We start from the raw sequence: 24011 nt of genomic DNA on the forward strand, positions 1-24011 counted from the left end.
TTTAGTATATTCTGTTTCAGCAATATTACATGGAGTCGATGCGAACCTTAGTCCGGTTTAATGCTTTTATCATTTTCGGCTTCCAGGCGTTTTAAAATCTCCGCTATTTCTTTTTGACTCAGTTTATTAAATTCAAAAACAGTATCATGCTTTGTAAAAAGTCCTGTTATAACTCTACTACTATCATATCGCGCAAGCGTAGGCCATTTCGCTATTCCACTGATACTATCTCCTCTCAGTATATGACATTGGTTGCACTTACTGCTAACATTATATTGTTGCTCTTTATCTGCCTGACGCTTATTATCGGACAACGTGCAGGAGATCATGATAACATAGACGATAATAAAACTACCTTTTAAGGTTTTCATATTTGGTCTTATTAAATATGATCTTAGGCGAACCACTTTGGTGATCATCAATCGCCTTGATCAATTCATTCTTAGTATCAAGACTGGGTGTTACAAATGAAGTCTGATTGTTAAAGTAAACACCAGTATTTGGCAGCATTGTGTCAAAAAGCTGCGTTATCTGCTCATTGGTCAGGTTGGACCCGCTTTGTCCGTCCAGATGATACATCAGATTGTCTTTTAACTTAGGATCTTCAATGTCGCCCAATCCCATTTGATGAAATAATTCATGAGAGGGCGTGTTTCCTTTGAATTCACTTAAAGGTATAAATGATATCGGACCGCCTGTTTCGGTAGCGAAGCCTCCATAGCCATGCTGACCACCTTTTTCATCTTTCCACTTACCCTCAATGTCATCAACGACCACCATTACAATATCGTTAGGCTTAATCTGTGACATCGATGTAACCTGCTCAAAAACCACACTGCTGACATTGAATTGTCTTTCTATGGTAATTTTAGCGTTTTTCTGCGGGTTGAATTTTCCGGTTTTCGCATCAAATAAATAGAAGAACGCATCTTTTTGAACATCCGACTTTGACATCTGAGATTTAACAAAAGTCGCAACCTTTTGAACAGCCGCAGAACTCGTATTAATAAAACCGCTTGAAGTAAGGTCCAGCAATTTAATTTTAACGGTCACATCTCCGGTAAGCTTTACGGAAGTCGCCGAAGTGGCAGTTATTTTTAAATTACTTGCAACGACGGCTTCCAGGCCATCCAAATCAATGGCTAAGATAGGAGTATTTGAAGCAAACTGATATGGTGTAAGTTCAGGATACTCCTTGGTCAGCGGGTCCACACTCAAAAATCTTCCTACTCTTGGATTGTAAATTCTGAACCCATAGTCATAATGTGTACCGCCAAACTCACCATTCTGATCCTTCTCTTTTCCATTGAACCCATAACGATAGGTGGTATCACTAAAGGTCCTGCCATCCATCGCCAATCCAAATGGATAGTAATCACTGGCACTGATGATGTTTGTCCAGGCACTATCGGCATTCATGTAAATATTATCGGAAATAACAGTGAGTACGTTACCAAGATGATTGCTGAACTCGTAGCGCCGGGATCCCAACGTACGATGCCCTGCTGTCCTTCCTCCGTGATACAATCCCAACCTATCGCTGCCATAGATTGAGTGTTCAATCAGAACACTATCACGGTACACTGCCATTACGTCACCGTTGGCATCGCGAACGTATCGGGTTGTAGTAGTTCTATCAGGGCGCACAACCTGCTTCTCGATCCTGTTACCCAGGCCATCATAGCGAAAACGCACGATGGTGGTGTCACCTTTCATTATCGTGCGGATCTTACCATTTGCGTTCCAACTGATCTTCACGCCTTCCTCCTGGTCCCATACCAGGTTCCCAATGGCATCATACAAGAAAACACCTTCTTCTTCGGGAAGCACATAAGCATGGAAGTTAGCGTCATCGGCCACATCAAAATCATTGTGAACCATAATGCTGTCAGTTGCTTTTAATACTACATCGCTCCCTGCCGGCACATAAGCCGTTCCATTGATCGTTATATTCCTGTATACTTTATGATTGGAAGTAATGGCGCCTCCCTCATAGGTAGTATCTCTGAGAACCGGTATTAGCTGTCTTAGTTTATTGGTATTCCGATAGTAGCTGTAATTGAAATCGTCTTCCACAGAAGCCTGCTCATTCAATCGACGAAGGGTAAGCAAATTGCCATTAGCATCGTAGCTGTAATCTTCATCGTATGCTTGCGGATCAGCCGTGCGGGATGTAAACTCTCCTGTCACACCGTCACGCTGGGTCAAGCTCCGGCTCTGTATGATGCGATGAAGCTGGTCATATCTGTAAAGCATGGCCTGAGCACCGAATTGGCGATTGCCTTTGATATCACCGATTTTTTTCAAGTCTGTCGCCATCCATGAAATGTTACCATTATAGAGCCCTTGGTTGCCCATTAACTGCGTGTAGGCCTGCATCGGTTGGTGAAATACATTGCTGGCCGCACCCAATCCGATGGCTGTATAATCACCATGGTAATACCCAAGGTTATAGGCGAACACGTCGGCAGGCACGGGAACAGTTCCATTCTCTCCGGGATCATATCCTAATCCGTTTACACCCTTGATCCATCCCTGCAGCGTGTAATAATGATCAAGCCCCTGAAGGTGGTATTCACCAATTCTTGTGTGGGCTAGCATTCCATGGTGATAGTAACTATAACTTGCATCACTGTCCCAGATAAAGCCATCAGACGAAGTGCCTACTTCACGGATGCGATTATCTGCATCATAGGTATAATGGTGAATGAACTCGTCGGATTTTCCATATTGATACATTAGGTAGTTCACTTTACCATTGATGAGATCATACACATAGTCGGTACGCTTGAAACCAAGGCCCGGCAGCTGCTGCAGCAGTGATTTCACGTTGCCGTGCGGATCATAGCTGTAGTACGTGACAACTGTGTCCGTTATGTCTTTCGTGATTGCTTCAACACTGGTTATCCGGCCACGAAGGAAGGTTTGGGTAAATCCTGCATCCGCCATCAACACAGGGTCGGCAATGTCGTAGCGTGTGCGCGTAACATCATTGAGAGCATAGTCTTCAGCACGCGGAAAGCTAAGGGTCTCCAGTGAGTCATACAGCGCAACAACACTAGTTGTCGTGTGCATTTCCCCCACTTCCACGATACGACTGTGTTCGTCATATTTAATATAGGAATAGTTATTTTCCTTGCGCTGCTGGGCATTCTGCGAAAGCCTGGGCTGTGATTTTTCATTGTACCAGGATTGTGATACTCCGGCATCCGGTGTCTGTTTCCATACTACCTGATTAAGTGAATTGTACTTATACTGTGTGATCAGACTATGCGAATTATTAGCGACACCCCCACTCATGACAACGCTTATCTGATTCTGATCCAGTAACCTTACTCCCTGCGGCGGTACTGTCTGCACAAGGTTGCCAGCCTGGTCATAGTAGTGAAGCGTATAATGATGCTCGATATTCCTGTAAGAATACTTCAGGTTCTCGCTTGCACGTTCGAAACAATTTGTTCTGAATTTGTTGTAGAACGTGCTCATCTCCTCCTCGATCAGCTTTTCAACGGCATATTGCTGGAGGATCTCCTGCTCAAGCCGGGCGTTCTTGATACAGTTGGCCATCACCGAATCCCAGCTCACTTTGAATGTGAACAGGTCGATGGTCTTGTTGTTCTGATCGAATTCCGTACAGAGCGAGATCGTTTTGGGTTTGATGACGGTCAATCGCTGGAGGTCACTATACAAGGTAAGTCCGGGTGCTCCTGCAGGGTTGATGATCCTGTAGAAGTACGTGTTACCGTCGTCGGCCTCGGCAATGTTATTGATCGCCACCACGGGGCCTGGTGTTCCGACCGCCACTGCGCCATTATACCCACCGTTGACGGACTTGTACCACTGGAAGGTGCTTGGCGGATTGGTATTCCTGTCGACATCAGCAATAAGGGTCAGGCTTTGGGTCACTTTTGCCGTCAGGCTCTTCGGAACATCGACGGTATCCTGCGGCGAATAGTTGAGCTGCGAATGCCACTCCAGTGAATCATATGATCTCTTGATATCAATGATGTCCGAGAATGTAAACTTGTTGTTGTTAAAGTTGACATTCGGCGTATACTGATCGATACGACGATGCGGTATGTGACCACTGAGCTGGTTATCATCAAACCGTATCGAACCGAACCTGATGCGGTTCCAGGATGCCGGAACCCTGCCTTTTAACTTGTTATGATGAAGGTCAAGCTGCGTGAGACTGGGGGAAACATAACCCAGGCTGTCCGGAAGTTTTTCCAGCAGGTTATCATATCCAATAAAGTACTGAAGCGAGCCGAGCTTACCGAAAGATTCAGGAATTGCCCCCTTGATCTTATTCGTGTAAAAGTAGAAGAACGTCAGCGAAGTCATCTTTCCCAGCGACTTCGGAAGACGTCCGCCTAACTTGTTATTTTGGATATAGAAATACTGGAGTGACCTCAGGTTGCCGAACGTTTCCGGGATGCTATCCTTCAACCGGTTATCACTCAGATATAAAGTGTTAAGGCTGGTCGCATACCCCAACGAATCCGGAATGTCTGTGAAGCGGTTATTTTGAAGGTACAGGTACGTGAGCGATTTCAGTTTGCCTATGGATTCCGGGATCACCGTAAGGTTGTTACCCGACAGGAACAGGCGGCTAAGATACCTGATCTCTCCAATGCTTTTTGGAATTGGTCCCCTGATGCTGTCACCGCTCAAATCAAGCTCATAAAGATTCTTTAAGCCTTTTATGGCAGAAGGAATGGTGTCATTGACAAAAGGGTTATACGACAGGCTCAGGGTGCTGAGCATGTCGAGTCGCCACAACGAATCCGGAAGCGGTTTCACCAGCTTGCAATTGCTCATGTGAAGCTGGCGCAAGGTCTTCAACCTGCCAATGGTCATGGGGATGGTATCGTTGAAAGGATTGCCCGACAGGTTCAGGTACCATATGGACTTCAGCTTTCCAATCGAATGGGGTATTGTATCCTTCAGATTGTTATTATTCAAATACAAAAGTTGCAGGGCCGGCAAAGTCCACAACGACTCCGGTATTGGGTTTTGCAGCTGGGCGCTGGAAATGTACAGGGACTGAAGTTTCCTGAGCTTCGTTCCAATCACATAAGGGATCGAGTCATTGAAAGGATTATTGCTCAGATTCAGCGACCGCAGGTTCGTAAGCTTTCCAACGTCCCTGGGAATAGAGTCCCTCAGCTTATTGTTGTTCAGCGCCAGGTACTCCATTGTATTAATGGTCCACAGGCTGTCAGGTATCGGGTTCACGAGCTGGCAGGAGCCCAGGTTCAAATCATTGAGCAGCACCAGCTTTCCGATGGAATGGGGAATGGTGTCGCTGATCAGGGGATTGCTCTGCAACCACAAATGTGTCAGCTTATTGAAGTTGCCAATATCTCTGGTAAAAGGCCCCCTGACGCCGCAACCGGTCAGGTCCAGAAAATCCAGGTCTTTGCTTTTAGAGATCGCATCCGTGATATACTTCAACACTCCGTCGGTTGAACCGAGCGCCCCTGCTGAGTAAAGATCGAGCCTCTTGAGCTTGGTAAGCTTGTCAAGTACAGCGGGAAATCCCGTAATCCTGTTGTATGAATACGAGTTGCAATAAGAACGGCAATTGCTCAGGCTCAGCTCGTCGAGCTCTATAAGTTTGTTGAGCTCAGGGGGGATCGGCCCGTTCAAGCGATTGTCTGGTAGCCTGATCTTGGTGACGTGCCCGGTTGTCGGATCCACGGTAATGCCATACCAGGTATGTACGAACCGTGTTGTTTTATCCGGATCATTGGCGGCATCTTCCCACCCATAACGGTACGACCATTGTGGTCCCTGCGTCGAAGTATAAAATGCCAGCAGCGCGTTATACTCGTCCTGGGTTGGAGGTACTGTAGGCACCGCGAGCGTGCTCATCAGACTGGCGGCGACCCTCGCTTCCGACTTCGGAGCTTCCTCGCCAACCGATACGGTATCATCTTCCGGTTGCATCACCACGGTTTGCTCGCTGAAGAACGGTGCGCTTCCCTGATCATCGGGCGACGTTGCCGATGCCATGGTAAATGTATTTTCACCATCGTCAATAATGGGCTCAGGCACGTAGATCAATGTATCCTTCGCACATTCCATCGGATCATCCAGCGCAAGGCTGTCTATGTTGCAACCGTATTTGTTCAGCACCGACTGAATGGCATTCAGGTGCGGGTTGTTCGACAGCCGGTCGCGCTTCAGAATAAGCCTGAAGAAGTTCTTCTTACTGCTCTTGAAGTATAATTTCAAATGCGCTTTCAGCAACGCAGTGTCTGCCGGCGTGAATTCCGCTTTACAACCCATCTTCAGGCTGATAATGCTGGACTCGATCTGGTCAGGGGTAGCGTCATCGCCGATCACCGCATAATGCTTGTCTCCCCATTCGGGCATTTCCTCTTCTGTAGATGGCATGTCGGCCACCTGCTCGAGCTCTTTCTTCGCCGAATCGCATTCCAGGTAAGCCGTCAGGGTCAGCTTCAGCTGGCGTTTGGCTTCGGTGTAAAATCCGCGGTACAATGCCCAGCGCGCATGGCTGATCTCTGCCTGGTACACCGACTCGCTGATCATGCCCTGCTCCCTCTTGCCCATCAGGTCAAGGTACAGCACGTGCCTTCCGTCGGAGTCCTGGAAACCATTCGCGTCTACATAATAATCTGTATTGGCCGGGTCGGTGACTTCGCCGATCGGGCCGGAATACGTATGGCCACGGATATTGGCAACGTAAATATTATTCAGCAGCTCCTGCATATCGTTCTTCGGATCTCCATAGCCTGACAGGTTGGGATCGTTGAAGAAGGGATCCACTGCCAGCAGGTTGGCATAACCCAATGAATCAGCAGCCCTCCAGTTAGCAGCACGGGCGATCTGCTTTTCGAAAACAGCACTTGGCTTATCTTTCACGCATAGCTCATACTGGCAGTACATCGGATGTTTCCGGATGAGGCTGTCAGGAACGACATAGATCTCTTCACTGGTCGAATCCGGATAGGTTTGTGCAAACCAGTCTTCATAATCCTGCTGAAGCTCATTTTCGATCTGGCGCCAAATGTTATCGCAATCCTGCTCGGCAATCTCCTCGATCGCCTCGTTGATCACCTGCTCTGCCTCGGGGCAGGCCTGTGTGCAGATCTCGCAGTTACCTTCATCCACTACAACGCTGTTCTCGACCTGCTCGATCTTTTCCTGTACTGTTTCGTTCTGCCGCAGCAGCGTGTTCATCTCCTCGAAGCTGCGGTCGTACGCCGACAACGTTTTGGTGATGGTGTAATTGCCGATCTCCGTGAACAATACCGCAAACTGCACATCGTTGACCACTGTCGGGTCGCTGCAACTCGCGGCCGTGATGTTCCGGCGCAGATAATCCTTTGTGGTGTTAGAAGGATCGCTTCCTGCAAAATCTGAAAGATCAATCTGCTTTCCATCAGGATCTGTGAGCGAGATCTTCAGCTCGAATGTGCAGGTCTTGCAGCCGAAGCCAGTGGTATCTGAACCGAAAGCAGACAGATCATACCTAAAAGTATGCTGCGTATTCTGCTTCACATTCATGATCTTGTGACTGATGGTGCTTACGCCGTCACCCCTCTTGTTCTTAGCTCCCAGGCTTATGGTGATCGGCGTCGGATCGAGAGCTTTATAGCTGTCCAGCGATTCCACATTGGCGGGACTTTCTCCGGCCAGGGCTGTGGCGATCACACGGTCTTCCTGGTCGATATAAGAGATGCTTACCTGACCGTTTGCGTCAATCACTGCGTTCTTCTTATAGTGTTCGGCTTTGCCCACATTGCTACCAAACAGGCGGATCAGTTCTTCCGGCGCTGCCTCCGCATAGCCATAACGTGTGGTGTGAGGGCCATCCATCCTGAACTCCTCCCCTACACCTGATTGCCTCGCCGTGCGGCCCGTGCCATCGTTGAGGTATTCCGTTTGTGAATAAACATATCCCTTACCGTCCGGGATATAACTTTTATGAACACTGTCAACGGCGTTATTTGCCGAATAGTATTGTCCTGCTCCACTATCATCCGAGATCTTGCTGTTCTCAACCTTGTAGTTGTCATAGTGGAACTTGTGACGGAACATGCTTGTATTTGCTGTGATAACAGGGTCGGCATTCTCGAATACAGTGAACCCGGATTTATATACCAGGGAATTGTCGGTAGCCGGCACCGCGAGCACATTCACCGCGCTCCGTCCTTCGAAATCATATAACGTCTCCCCAACTAGCGTCACTTTCTCGGTGCTCAGATTGGTCTGCACCTGGCGCTGCCTCAGACTTCCGTCGAAGTAGTTCATCACTATCTTATTCTTACCTTCTTCGGCAAACACGGTCTGCTCCTGCCAGTTCATATCAGGTTGGTGGTTGTCAATCGGTGTAGGACCGCATGACGGGTAGAACCATTTGCCAGGAATACGGTGAGCAGGGTACTGGGGGTTATAACCCACTGCCCGAACACGGTACCAGATCTTTCCGTCAGGATAGTAAGCCTGGTGCAGATACTTCCGGTATGGGGTGGTAATGCGCACGGGCTCCTTGAACTTAAAGGGCGCGTCTGGCTGAGCAGGTTGCTCCGTAAAGTTTTCATGGGCTTCAATGAACACCCATTCAAGGTCATATTCTATGGTTCCCCTGCCGGAATGATCCCAACGGATCTCTTTTTCACGTCCTGCGGGAGGACAATACACAGTCATGGAACCATTCACATCGAATGGATCTGTATCGCCTCTAAAGAGCAGCGTTTTCAGGTAGATGTTATCATCGGGCACGTTGCCTTCGAGGTTCTTGAAGTCGATGTGATAGAAATAGTTGCCATCACAAGAGATGGTGGTATCGTAGAACGCCGTGGCGACAAAGGTCTGGTCGATCATCTTCAGGCGCAATGGCCTTGTCCACAGCGAGTCTTCGTTGTGGAACATGGTGATCTGTACAAAAGCAGACCAGTCTTCCGTAGTGTTCCGGTCTCCGAGATCATAGAGCAACTGGAAGCCTACATAATAATTTCCGGTAGGACAGCCGGGGAACACAGGTTTTGTTTCTCCCGCTGTGATCTCACTGAGGTAGCGGTCGGGTGGTCCTGCGGCGGCTACGGGCAACCTGCCGTCGCGGGTGATCTTCACACCTTTCGGGATCTTGTAGGTGACGGTTGTCTCGTCTATCGGTGTGACGGTACGCTCGTTGGAAGGGACGGATGTTTGTACCAGGCTGATCCTGCCACCGTAGATCGCCGTTTTGACGATCATCTCTTTGGAGGGGTCCGTTGCCACAGTATGCATGGCTGTTCCATTCCTGTAATAGGTTACCTGGTTACCCACGCGTGCGATCTTGTAAACATCGCCGATCTCCCAGCTGCCCATGCTGAAGCCGGTCCAGTTGCTTTCTGTGGCGATCACGGGCTCACCGGGTTTTACGGTGAGTGAATGATCGATGGCAGCCGTGTTGAACACACCACTGTATGTTGCAAAACCGATGCTCACGTGACTGATGCTGTTATCAACCGTGAACTGCACCCACCCGTCTTCGTTGGGCTTGAGCACGTTCACGCCGTTGGCGCCGGCGATGGATCCGTCCGTGGTTGTCTTGGACAACACAAAACCATTCTCTGCAGCATTAACAAGATCTGTCCACAGTATTTTATATCCCAGGGCATAAGGCCTGGTGATGGTACGCGCGTCTGCGTCGGTCACTGTTACAGTGTAAGTGCCAAGGCCTTTGTCTGTGATGGTCTGCGCGGTTTCGCCACTCGACCAGCTGTAGGTGAAAGGTGGTGTGCCTGTTACGGGAACAATGGAGATGCCACCCGCGAGGCCATAACTTTTCAACGGTGTAAAGTTCGCCTGGAGGATCAACGGAACATCGAACGACACGGTGGTCGATGGAGCCGTGCCACTGTAGACAAGTGCCTTTACGCGCAACGCCTTGCCGCCATCGGTAGCTACCGAGCGCAGCTCAATGCCATTGCGGTAATACTTCACGGTGTTGCCGGTACGCGCGATCTTGAGCACATCGCCGGGTTGCCAGCTGCTCAACGGAACGCCTATCGTACTTTTTTCATAGGCGGCGATCTTCTGCCCTGCCAGCACGGCCAAACCATGGTCCAAACGCTCCTGCTCGAATCCCACACCACCACTGGAGAAGCCGATGATGTAGTTGCCCGGCACGGTGCCGATCACAAACTCGACCCATCCATTCTCGCCTTCGTGAAGCACGTTGTAAGCATTGGCGCCGCCGTTCCAGGCTTCGCCCGTGGTTCTTGTGAGCGCACCGTTGTTGTTGGATGCGTTCGTCACGTCTGTCCATGAAGCCCTGAATCCCAGGGTATAAGGAACGGTGCGGGTAAGTCCTTTCGAGTCGTTGACGGTAACTGAGTACACACCTGTGCTCTTGCCGGAAATGCCGGGAGTAGTTTCACCGCTTGACCAACTGTAAGTATAAGGTGACTTGCCATGGATCGGCAGCACAGAAACGCCACCACCTGTACCATTTGCCTTCACCGGTGTAATGGTGCTGGCGGTTACAAGCAGGTAAGGATTGAACGAGGCGAACACCGCCGGGCTGTTGCCCGTATGGAGCACTGCGCGCACCCTCAGCTCGGTTGCCGCATCGGTGGCCACTGTTCTGATCGATTGTCCATTTTTGTAATAGGTGATCTGCGCGCCGACACGTTCTATTTTGAGCGTATCGCCAATGGCCCAGGGCATCAGTGCAACTCCCTGGCTGCTGTTCTCCCATACAGATAAAGAGTCGCCGGGAACAACTTCCAGTCCATAGTTAACGGTTGTCTCGTTGTAAGGTCCTGAATAGGTTGTGAACCCGATCAGGTACCGGCTCGTGTTGCTGAATGTGACATACTGAAGCCATCCGTCTTCGTTGGCATGCAACAGGTTGGCGGAGTTGGCGCCGTCTGTCCAGCCAGTGCTTCCCTGTTTGGTAAGGATGCCGTTTGCATCGGATACGCCTGACAGATCGACCCACTGCACTTTATTGCCACTCATCTGCGAAGACGAGCCTTCGAAAGATGCAAAGATACGTGGTGATCTGCCGGAGTGAATGGCCGACTTGACGCGGAGAGTCAATGAAGGATCGACCGTTATTGTCCTGAGTGATATGCCATTTCTGTAATAGCTCATCTGGTTGCCGGTACGCACCAAACGGAATACATCGCCAGGCATCTTCGAACCTATCTGCGTATAAGTATTCGATTCGATCACGTATACGAGATTCTCGCCTGTTACATGAAAACCATGCGTAACATGCTCGTAGCTGAAGTTCAATGTGTCGGTACTAAATCCCAATGAATAGTATCCGGCAGTAGTATCGGCTACGTAGGAAATCCATCCGTTCTCATTGGGCAGTAAAAGATTGGTTGAATTGGCACCGGCATTACCCCATCCCTCACCAGCGGTTTTTACCAATGCGCCGTTGATCTCGTTCACATTCTTGTGGTTCTTCCATCCTACCCTGTAGCCGATATCATAAGGGCGGATAACTGTTCTTCCAGACGCATCGGTGGCCGTTACCGGATAAGTGCCCATGAGCTGGTTCGAAAGCGTTGCACCCGTTGTGCCGCCAGACCATTGATACGTGTAAGGAGAATCTCCGCCCGAGGCTGCCACGGTAACAGCGCCTCCTGTACCGGTAGTACCGATCGGCGTGATGGTAGCGGCGAGCCATGGCTTCACATCAAAGGATGCAAACACCCGCGGGCTTGTGCCCAAATAGATCGAAGTTTTAACACTGAGGGAAAGTGCAGGGTCTGTGGTTGTAGTTCGTAACACCGCGCCGTTGCGATAGTATACTACCTGGTTGCCATTTCTGACGATCCTGTACACATCACCCGGTACTTTGGCACCTACCAGTGTAATGGCACCGGTCTCAGCCGTGTAGAGCAGGTTATCAGGCGCAATGTAAATACCATGCTTTACATGCTGATAGCCGAAGTGACGATCATCCGTGGCGAAGCCCACGACATAACTACCCACGGTTGTATCCGCGATAAAAGAGATCCAGCCATCTGTGTTATTAGCCAGGTAGTTGAATGAGCCTGCGCCGCCATTGTCCCATCCATCCACGGCCGTTTTTTTCACCACGCCATTGACCTCGCTGGCATTTCTCATATAGCTCCACCTTATTTTGTGGCCAAGATCATAAGGCTTCGTCAGTACCCTTCCGGCTCCGTCTGTAACGGTAGCCATATACGTTCCTACAGGCTGGTTTGCCAGGGTCGCTCCGGTTGCGCCTGTAGACCATTGATAGGTATATGGCGTTTGGGTCGCAGATGCGGTGATGGTGATGCCTCCCCCGGTTCCGCCCGCATTCACAGGTGTTATGGCTGCGGTCAGCAATGGCTTCGCATCGAACGATGCCAGTAGCCGGGGGGTCTGTCCTTTGTTGATAGACGCCTTCACGCCGAGCGTAACTACTGACTCAGTCGCTGAGGTCTTCACCACATTTCCATTGCGGTAGTATATCACCTGGTTGCCGATGCGGGCGATCCTGAAGACGTCACCCGCAGCTTTCGCTCCCGCCAGTGTGATGGCACCGGACTCGGCAATGTAAAACCGCCCGTCACGTGTCAGGTATATGCCATGCTTGATGTACTGGTAGCTGAAATGACGGTCATCGGTGTCAAACCCGAGAATGTATTCGTCAGGGGTGGCGCCGGCGATAAAAGAGATCCAGCCGTCTTCGTTGCTCTTCAGATAGTTCGATGACATGGCCCCGCCATTACCCCAGCCTTCTACTGCGGTCTTTAACAGCGCGCCGTTATCTTCACTGGCGTTTCTGATGTCAGCCCATCTTACCTGATAGCCCAGATCGTAAGGCCTCGAGATCACGTGACCAGAAGCATCTGTCACCGTTGCCGTATAAGTGCCAACGGGCTGGTTAGACAATGTGGCACCGTTGACGCCTGTAGACCACTGGTATGCATAAGGCACATCTCCTGCTGAGGCCTCCAGGGTTATGGCACCGCCCACACCACTGGCGGGCACCGGTGTGATCACCGCATGAAGCACAGGGTCAAGATCGAAGGACGCCAGCACCTGCGGGCTTCGTCCCTCACGGACGATTGATTTTATACCCAGTGTAAGTACCGAGTCTACTGTGATCGTTCTCAACACCTGTCCATTCCTGTAATAGGTGAGCTCATTTCCTGTACGTGCGATGCGGAACACGTCACCCGCTACCTTGGAACCCAGCGGCCCCACCGTACCTCCTCCCTCCATCATGTAGATGTAATTGTTGGCATCGATGTAAAAGGCATTGACCACATTCTGAAAACCGAAGCTCCTGTCATCGGTAGCCAGCCCGAGAATGTAAGCACTTGTTGTTGTATCTGCCACGAAAGACATCCATCCGTCTTCCTTGCCCTGCAGCACGTTCACCGAATTGGCTCCTGCCGTTCCCCATTCGCCGGCACCTGGTCTAACCAGCGCACCGCCCACGACATTGACATTGGTGATATCAGCCCACTTCACCGCGTGGCCCAGATCGTAGGGAGCGGTGGCAACTCTTCCGAGGTTATCCGTCACGGTAACACTATAGGTTCCCAGCGGTTTGCCCGATACGGTGGCATTGGTTGTACCGTCAGACCACGCATAAGTATAGGGCGTTTGTCCATACGCAGGGGTGACCGTGATAGCACCACCGGTACCGTTGGCTTGCACCGGTGTAAAGGCAGGCTGAAGCCACGGTTTAACATCGAAAGATGCAAAGACCTTCGGAACGCGGCCCGTATTGACTACCGCCTTGACCCTGAGACTCAATAACGAATCGACTTTCGCAGTTCGCAGCACGATGCCGTTTTTGAAATACCGGACCTTTCCTGCGGTACGGGATACGCGCAGGATGTCACCAGGCTGCAGCGTGCCCATGCTCGCGAATGAACCGTTCTCTCCAGCGTGGAGATTATTATTATCAACGTGGAAGCCGTAGCCCACTATGGGATGTGAGAATTTTTCTTCAGGTGATAATTCAAGGATATAAGTGCCCGTCAATGAGTCGACAACAAATTCGATCCATCCATCTTCCAGGGCCGACAACTGGTTAGAAGCATCCGCGCCAGCGTTCAACCACCCGCCCGGAATTGTCTTTTTCAGCACCCCGCCGTTATTAGTTACATTCTTGAGCTTCACCCACTCTGCGAGGTGGCCGCCCAGCCTCACGTTGATCGCTACACTCTCGAGTGTGACACCGGTTACCCTTGTGTTGGTGAGCGTGTAGCGGTACTGGCCTGCCTTGCTGTCGGTAAAATTGGAGATCTTGAGCGAACGTTGCGTGGCATCTTCGTTCTGCGTGTTGAAGCTTGTCCATGGCAAGGATGCGTTGGCGCGATACTCCCACGTAACGGTGCCGTACTGCCCGGGATTACGGGCGTCGATCTTCAGCAGGTGCCCTTCAGGGATGATGGCTTCGGTAACTTCGTTGAAAGGTTTTTGCTGCGCGAACAAAAGGCTCTGGAACACCGAAACTCCTGGTGCTGTGAAGTTCGGCTCCACGCTGCCGAAGTCGATCCGGTTGTTGCGGATGTCGAGGGTCAGGTTGGCCTTGTTAATGAACGCCGTGAAATTAGGGATGGCCGTGATCTCGTTGTTGTAGAGGTTCAGGTTGGCCAGCTTCACCATTCCATTGAGCGACGGCACGGCTCCGCTCAGCTTGTTATGCGCAAGCACGAGGTATGTGACGTTGGCAAGGTTGCTGAAGGTGGCTGGCACCTGGCCCGTGAGCTCGTTGCTATTCAGGAAGAGCTGCTCAAGATTGTTCAGGCTTCCCAGCGATGCGGGTATGCTGCCCGTTAACTTGTTGAATTCCAGCAAAAGATGACGGAGCGACGTCAGGGTGCCCAGTGATGCAGGAATGCTTCCGCTGAGCTCGTTATTGGACAAATACAGATATTGTACGCTGGTGAGGCCACTCAACTCACCGGGTATGGGGCCGCTGAGCTTGTTATTGTTCAGGTAAAAGTACTGGGCTTTGTTCAGCGCACCCAGCGAAGACGGAATGGCTCCCGTGAACTGGTTATCGTTGAGGGTAAAGGTGATAACGTCATGCAGGTTGCCCAGCGAAGGCGGTATGGTGCCGGTGATCTTGTTGTTGTTAAGCTTCAGCACCTTGAGCTTCGCAAGCTGACCCAGCTCGGCAGGAATACCGGTGACATCTGTGGATGCGATGCGGAGGTCTTCCAGGTTTGAAAGCTGCCCCAGCTCAGGCGGCACATTTCCGGCGACCTTATTGTTGGAAAGGTTGAGGTATTGCAGGCTCGTGAGTCCGCCAATGGAAGGCGGGATACTTCCTGTCAACTGGTTCTCTTCGAGGTAAAGCAGTGTCAGCGCCGGCAGGCTTCCAAAGGCAGGAATGTTGCCGGTAAGGTTATTGTCCTGGAGCTGCACCTGCTTCAGCTTGTTGAGCGATAAGATCTGCGCGGGAATGTTTCCGCTCAACTCGTTACCGAAAAGGTAGAGGTATTCGAGGTTGGCGAGGTTGCCGAGGGTGGCCGGAATGGTTCCCGATAAATCGTTTCCGTTCAGGTAGAGGTAAACAAGCGGGCTCAGGTTTCCAATCGATGACGGTATCACGCCGGTGAGCAGGTTGTCATTCAGCGTAAGCGTGGTAAGCTTGCCCAGGTTGCCGATGCTGGCCGGGATCCTTCCGTTGATATGGTTGTTTTGCAGTCGCAGCGCGGTGAGGCTGGCCAGGTTGCCAACGCTGGCAGGCAGTTTTCCGGTCAGGTTGTTTGCCGGCAGCGTGATGTTATCGATGTCGCCGTTCACAACGGTGACGCCGAACCACGTGCCGAACTCGGCGCTGGTGGCAGAAGCAGGCCAGGTAGCGGGCCAGTTGGTTTTATTGGTCCATGCGCTGCCACCAAGACTGTCGTAGAGCTGCTTGAGCGCCATAAATTCTGTCATGTCGGGCGTGTTGCCTTCGTTGGGGGCTACCCAGAATGAAGTGCTCACCCTTGGTATGCTTCCCCAATACAATGCAACTTTTGCTTTGAGCACCTGGTTAGCATTCACTGCCACGGTGCGCACTACAGTTCCGTTCCGGTAATACTTCACGTTGCTTCCTTCACGCGAGATCCTGAACACATCGCCAATCCTGTAGCTTCCCAGCGGCGTATTGGGCGAGCCCTCATAGGTATATAAATTCCTGTAAGCCTGATCCAGTCGCAGCCCGTTGGCAAAAGTGCCTGCACCGAAGGTTCCTGTGTTGGCGATGGTAGTAAAGCCTATCTCGAAGATGTATCCTGCAGGGCCGGCAGGGGCTACAAATTCGATCCATCCGTCTGTATTTGCCGGAAGCGAGTTTGAGCTGTTAGCTCCAGCGTTGCCCCAGCCTGCGGCAACGTTTTTGGTCAATATATTATCGTTCTCGGTCACGCCCAGCTGATCGGTCCAAACGGCATTGTAACCGATACCATAGGTGCGGCTTTGCACACGGCTCTCGGCATCTGTAACGGTAGCGGTATAGGCTCCAATGGCCTTACCCGTGATGGAAGCGGTTTGCTCTCCCCCGTTCCATGCATATGTATACGGCGATGTACCACCTGCCGGAGTCAGCGCTATGCTTCCGGCGCCACCGGTGCTCGCGAGGCTCCTTACATCTGCGTTGATCACCGGCTGCTCATCAAAAGAAGTGGCGATCAACGGCGTGCTCACGCCACTGTGAAGCGTGGTTTTCACCTGCAGCTCCAGCTTGGGATCGGTAGTCACCGTTCTCAGCAGGGTGCCATTCTGGTAGTACTTAATGTTGATACCTTCCCTAACGATCCTGAAAACATCACCCGCCTGCCATGAGCTCAGGTAGGTGCCATTGGTCTGCTCATAATAATAGACCAGGCTGGTGTTATGGTATATGGCAAGGCCATTCCTGTAGTCAGAATAGCTGAAGGTATTGGCAGCGCTGTTGGTGCCAATGGTCATACCGAAACCGATCTCGTAGGTGCTGGCATTCCCCGCTACAAACTCAAGCCATCCATCCGTGTTGGCCGGCAGCACGTTAAAGCTGTTGGCGCCCGCATTCCAGCCTGCCGCCACGGTCTTGGTCAGCACACCGTTTGTTTCTGTAACCTGATAATGATCGTTATGGTGTACCTTATAACCAATGTTGTATATGCGACTCAAAGTTCTGCCGTCTGCATCGGTCACGGTAACAGAATATGCTCCCCGCGACTTGTTGCCAACTGAATCGACCTGCTCGCCTCCGGACCATGAATAAGTGTATGGCGCCGTACCTCCCGTAACATCCAGCGCAATGCTTCCGGTACCATCTGCCCTGCCGGTGTTCCTGACCACGGCGTTCACGATCAGCTTCGAATCGAACGAGGTGGTGACCTTCGGCGTGCTGCCACTGTACAACGCTGTCTTAACCCAGAGCTCTATCTTGGGATCGACGGTCACATTTCTCAGCAACGTGCCGTTACGGTAATAATTGACATTGGATCCTTCGCGCGCAACCCTGAAAACATCACCCTGCTCCCATGAGCCCAGGTAAGTACCGGCCGTACCTTCGTAATAGTACACCAGTGAATTGCTCGAGTAGATGGCGAGGCCCTGCTTGAAATTTTCATAACCGAATGCCGAGGTGTTGCCCCCGAAGCCGATCTCGTACATGCTTCCGCGGCCAGCTACAAACTCAACCCAGCCATCGGTATTGGCGGGCAGTATGTTGGCGCCGTTAGCACCGGCATTCCATCCCGCGGCGATACTTTTGGTGAGCACACCGTCGCCATTCACATCCGTTACCTGGCTGTGACCTATATAGTTGATCTTGTAGCCGATGCCATAGCTGCGGCTCCGGGTGCGCCCTTCCGCATCCGTCACTGTCAGCGTGTAGGTACCCCGTGACTTGCCCGCAATGGTGCCCGACTGCTCGCCACTGGACCAGCTATAGGTGTAGGGCGCTGTGCCACCTTTCGCATCTGCAAGGATGCTGCCGGTGCCGTCGGTAATACCCGGGCTGGTCACGACTGCATTCACCACCACGCTGGCATCGGAAGAGACTGTTGTTACGGGAGTCTCGCCGTTGTTCAGCAGGGTCTTCACCCAGAGCTCAACCTTCGGATCAATTGTCAGCGTGCGCAACACGGTCTCGTTGCGATAATACTTCATGGACGTGCCCTCGCGCGAGATCCTGAAAACATCGCCCGGGAACGCGCTTCCTAGCGAGGTAGTGGCCGTAGATTCGTAACTGGTGGCGACGTTGTTATTTTCGTCTATGACCAGGGCATTCCTATAATCGCTAACGCCAAAACCTGCCAGGTTACTTCCGAAACCGATCTCATACACATTTCCACGGCCTACCACAAATTCCATCCAGCCATCGGTGTTGGCCGGTATCGTGTTGGTGCTGTTCGCCCCCGCGTTCCATCCGGCTGCTGCGGTCTTGGTCAGCGTACCTTTGGCAGTTTCTGTTGCCTGCTGATGTTCTTCGTGATCGATCTTGTACCCTACATTGTATCGGCGGTTGACGGTGCGGCCCTCGGCATCGGTGATCGTCACCGTATAGGCACCCCGTAGTTTGTTGCCGATCGAGTCGGCTTGCTCACCACCCGACCACAGATAGGTATAAGGAGCTGTGCCGCCCTTCGTATCGAGCGCTATGGAACCGGTGCCGTCTGCATGGCCTGTTCCCGTAACAGAAGCGGTGGTGATCAGCTTCGAATCAAACGATGCCGTTACCGTGGGCGTGTCGCCGCTGTACAGCAGGGTTTTTACATAAAGGTCCAGCCCCGGGTTTGCGGCCACGGTCCGGAGCAGCGTGCCATTCTTATAATATTTGATGGAGGAGCCTTCGCGTGCTATTCGGAAGACATCTCCCGGAAGCCAGGTGGTGATGGCTACGCCGGTAGAGCCTTCATAATATGATACCTGGTGCAGCAGGTTGAGCAACAATCCGTTCCTGAAATGGGTATACCAGAGTCCGTCAAGGTTAGCCCCAAACCCGATCTCATACGCACTGATGCTGCCGGCAACAAACTCAATCCATCCATCGGTATTGGCGGGAAGCATGTTGGCACTGTTCGCACCCGCATTCCAACCTGCCACCGCTGACTTCGTGAGCACGCCGTTCGTGTCTGTGGTCTGGTAGAGATCGGCATAATAGAGCTTATATCCGAGGCTGACGGTCTTGTTCTGAGTCCTTCCTTCCGCATCGGTAACTGTAACCGTATAGGTGCCGCGTTGTTTGTTGCTGATGGTACCGGTCTGCTCGCCGCCTGACCAGCTGTAAGTGTACGGTGCTGTACCTCCTGTCACCTGCAGCGAGATACTTCCCGATCCATTGGTAATACCCGTGCCCATCACCGAGGCATTGATCACCAATCGCGAATCGAAAGAAGTAGTCACCGGTGGTGTGGTACCGGTATACAAAGCGGTCTTCACCCACTGCTCCAGCGACGCATCCGTTGTCACTGTTCGCAGCAACGTTCCGTTCTGGTAATATTTGATAGAGGATCCTTCCCTGGCGATGCGGAAAACATCTCCCGCCGTCCAGGTGCCAAGTAGTGTGTTGGTTGAGCCTTCGTAAGAAAAGACCTGGCCAACGCTGTTGATCACGAAGGCGTTGTTGAAGTCTGTTTGTAAAAACCTTCCGAAGTTGTTTCCAAATCCGATGGCGTAGCCGCTGGCACTGCCCGCCACAAACTCAAGCCATCCATCCGTATTCGGCGCAAGGAAATTGGCCGTATTGGCACCTGCATTCCAACCTGCCGCCGCTGTTTTGGAAAGTACACCGTTTGTTTCCGTCACCTGGGTGTGGAAAATGTAAGCGGTCTTGTAACCGATGCGATAAGTACGCGTCAGTGGCTGACCTGCACCCGTGATGGTGACGGTATACGTGCCGCGTGCCTTATTGCTGATCGTACCAACCTGCTCTCCACTTGACCACTGATAGGTATAAGGCACTGCGCCCTCTGTGGTGAGCGAAATGCTACCGGTACCATCGGCACGCCCGGTGCCGGTGACCACGGTTTGCAAGATGGCGGCAGGCGCGGCAAATGATGCGGTCATCGCCGGGGAGCCTCCGATATACTGGTTGGTCTTGATCCAATAATCCACGTTCGGGTCTGTTGCTACCGTACGCAGCAACAAGCCATTTACATAATATTTGAAGGATGTGCCTTCACGGGCCAGGCGGAGAATATCTCCCTTGCGGAGGTAGCCAAACTGGGCTTCGTTCCTGCCATCTTCATACGCAAGGAATGTACCGCTGGCGGCAATGTTGAACGCATATCGCATGGTGCTGTACGATACGTTTGTATTGGTACCGGATAATCCCAGCATGAAGTGGTTCCCAATATCCTGTATGACAAACTCCACCCAGCCGTCTTGCCCGGCGGCAAGCTTGTTATAGGAAATGGAGCCCCCATCCCAGTTGCTGTTCACGCCACCATTTTTAATCAGCGACTGATCTGTGTTCTGCACCATATTCTGCAGCGAAGCCCAGCTCACCCTGTAACCAAAATGATAATCTTTGGTCTTCGTCGCCCCGGAAGCATCTGTCACGGTAAGGCTATAGGTTCCGGAAGCTTTACCACTCAATGCCGGCGTATTCTCACCGCTGCTCCAGCTATAGGTATGCGGCAACACCCCTCCCTGCGCCACCGTTGCGATAGAACCGTTGGCCACGCCTGAGGCCGGTGGTGCGATGGTCGCCTCGATGTGGAGCGATCCGAACGAGCTGGTCACTACCGGTACATAACCTGACTCCAATGAAACATCAATGAGCAACGGTTCAGATATACCTGCTACGGTACGCATGAGCCTGCCGTTCTGATAATAGTTGATGGTTGTGCCTTCGCGGCTGATGCGGAAGATGTCTCCCTTGCGGGCACTGCCGAACTGTCCACGACTGGTACCGCCCTCGTATATGAGCACGGCGCCTGTGACGGTCATGTAAAGCCCATACCCGACTGTTACAAGAGAAAGATTGGTATTGATACGCGACAATCCGACGATGAAAGGTGTACCGGCATCATTCATCACAAATTCTACCCATCCGTCTTCACTTGTGTTCAGCATGTTATAAGAGCCTGCGCCCGAATTCCAGCCAGCGCCTTCCACTTCAGAGAGGGAGTTGTCTGCATTCACGGTCATATCGAACAGATCGGTCCATGCGATCTTATGTCCCAGGGAATAGGTCTTTGTACGCGCTTCGCCCAATGCATCGGTCACGGTCAGGCTATAGGTTCCTACCGACTTTCCAGAGATAGCGGGTGTGGTTTCCCCGCTGGTCCAGGCGTAGGTATAGGGCGGCACACCACCTGCTACCACGGCTGCGATAGAACCATCGCTTGCGCCGGGTGACACTGCATGAACACTGGCGGAATCGATGTGCAGTGAGCCGAACGAGCTGGTCATCACCGGTATGCTTCCGGTATACACTTCCATGTCTATGAGAAGTGATTCAGCCGATGATCCCGTTACGCTGCGCATAAGGCGGCCGTTCTGATAATAGCTTATGTTGTCACCCTGGCGGCTGATGCGGAAAACATCGTCTTTCCGCGCTATTGCGAATTGGCCGCGGCTAACGCCGTTCTCATAAATGATCACTGCTTTTGCCGACGTAAAGTAAAAAGCATATTGAACCTTGGTCAGGTTTAGGTCTATGTTAGCATTGGATAATCCGACCATCCAGGGGTTGCCCGGCTCTCCTATTACAAACTCAACCCAGCCATCCTTGCCGGCTTCGAGCATGTTGTGCGATGCAGCGCCCGCATCCCAGTTACTGGCTGTCCCGGTTTTGGTGACCGAGTTATCTGCATTTACCCCCACATTGGCGAGATCTGTCCAGGCGATGGGCTGGCCCAGCCTGTATTGGAGTGTCCTCGTTGCCCCCAGCGCATCCGTGATGGTGAGCGTATAGGTGCCGGCGGGTTTTCCACTGACAGACGGCGTTGTTTCTCCGCTGCTCCAGCTATAGGTATACGGCGGCGCGCCACCAGCAGCGGTCAGCGAGATCGATCCGCTCTGGGGTTGTACGGTGACATTTTCCGCGTGCAACGAACTGAAAGAGCTCGTCACGGCTGGCACTGTACCCGAATAGAGTGTAGCATCGATCAGCAACGCATCGGCCGGCGACGTGGTCACGGTCCTCAATACAGTGCCGTTCCTCGTATATATAATCGAGTTTCCTTCGCGCCGGATCCTGTAAACATCTCCGGCACTGGCGGTGGCCACCGATCCGACCAATGAGCCGCTCTCGAAGATCCTGATGTCGCCGTTGCCCAGCACATAGATCGCGTAAGCGATCTGCGTATAACCCATATCAACATTTCCCCTGGAAAGTCCGGCCATAAAACGACTGGTGGGCTCATTAAGCACAAACTCCATCCAGCCATCCTTACCGCTCTCCAGCACATTATAGGAGGCTGCACCTGAGTTCCAGTCTGTGGCAGGCGTAACCTTGCTCAGCGAATTGTCTGCATTCACTGCCATGTTCACAAGGTCTGTCCAGGCAACACCCTGCGATAAAACTTTTACGTTGAAAGTTCCCGAATACAACGTCAGCGCTGTGGCACGCTGGTTGGTGACCTTCAGGCGATACCGCCCGCTGTCGGAAGCCGCTACAACGGCACGCTGCAGCTGCGATGTGTTTTCACCGGAAAGGTTCTGCCATATACCTGCATTCAGCTTCTGCCATTGATAAACATTATAGGTCCCCGGAGTCTGCACCTGCAGGGAATGTGCAGCGCCAAAATTCCAGCTCACGGTTTGTGGTGCTCCCAGGTCGGCCTGCGGCGCATACGTGAAGGTCTTATAAGGATGTGTTCCCGCGCCTGTAAAGTGCGGCTCGAGATCTGCAAAATCCAGCTTGTTGTTCTCAACATTGTAGATCAGGTTAGCCTTGTTCACGTGGGTAGTGAAGCTCAGGATCGAGGTAAGGTCATTATTGTTGGCGACCACTGACGCCATTTTGGTGAAACCGGTTAAAAGAGAAGGCAGGCTGGTAAGGTGCATGCCTTTGATATCCGCATAGTTCAGGTTGGTTGCCCTTGACAGATCTGCAGGAAGGTTACCATCAATAGCCGAATTCTGGATGTAAAGCTGCAGGAGCCCGGTCATGTTGCCGATGTTGGACGGCAGCGGTCCCGTGAGGCCCGTATCACCGATGGACAACACCTGCATCTTGGTCCAGTTGCTGATAAAGGCGGGCACAGCGCCGGTGATCGCAGGGTTGAAGTGGATCCAGAAATGTGTGAGGTTCACAAGGTTGCCCAGTGATGCCGGCAATTGCCCCGTGTGGTTATTGCCATACAGGTAACACTGCTGCAGTTGTGTAAGGTTACCCAACGTTGAAGGAATGGGGCATTGCAACGTGGGATTGCTGTAGATCCACAGTTGTAACGCACTGCTCAGTCCTCCTACCCAATCAAGGTTACCGGTAAGGTTATTCTGGTGAAGGGCCAGGATCTGAACTTTGTTAAGATTACCCAGTGACGCCGGGATAGCGCCCGTCATGTTGTTACGGTAAATGTAAAGGTGAGTCAGGTTTACCAGGTTGCCGATGCTGGAAGGAATGCTTCCGCCAAGCGGATTGTCATACAGCATCAGTTGCGTGAGCGCCGTCAGGTTCCCTATGCTGGAGGGAATGCCCCCGCTGAGGTTGTTGAGATAAAGGTGAAGCCAGTTGAGCGCTGTCAGGTTGCCGATGGATGCAGGGATCGTTCCCGTCATGTTGTTGCCGTTCAGCACCACCCTTGTAACGCGGTTGCCACTCACGGTGATGCCCTGCCAGGTGCTCACTCTTCCTGTAAGCCAGTTGGTTTTCCTGGTCCACTGCGGTCCATTGGTGGCATTGTAGAGATCCACCAGGGCCAGCGAGTCAGATGTGAGCTCCGGGCTTGCCAGTGCCGACACACTGAGCGCCGATAGCTGCATCGCCATCTTTGGCTGCGCCGTTTCAACAGGCAGCTGCGGATCGCGATCCTGAAGGGTAAGCTGCGCCTGGGCCAGTGAACTCGTCAGGAGAAAGAGTGCGAGGAGCCAGGAACTGAGGGGGGATTTTTTCATATCGGGGCCAGGTT

Annotated in this window: 2 protein-coding genes; both read right to left on the bottom strand. The window is 52.0% G+C overall.

Features of this window, described 5'->3' with window-relative positions:
* Window positions 1-47: 47 nt before the first annotated feature.
* A complete protein-coding gene (locus KK083_RS19975) occupies window positions 48-371 on the bottom strand; it encodes a hypothetical protein (RefSeq protein WP_254166850.1) in 324 nt (107 codons plus the stop codon).
* Window positions 352-23997: a leucine-rich repeat domain-containing protein gene (locus KK083_RS19980; protein ID WP_254166854.1), complete on the bottom strand. Its 23646-nt coding sequence runs from the start codon at window positions 23995-23997 to the stop codon at window positions 352-354. The genes KK083_RS19975 and KK083_RS19980 overlap by 20 nt, the downstream gene beginning before the upstream one ends.
* Between the last annotated feature and the right edge of the window lie 14 nt (window positions 23998-24011).

This window comes from Chryseosolibacter histidinae, from assembly GCF_018598225.1.
Lineage (GTDB): Bacteria > Bacteroidota > Bacteroidia > Cytophagales > Cyclobacteriaceae > Chryseosolibacter > Chryseosolibacter histidini.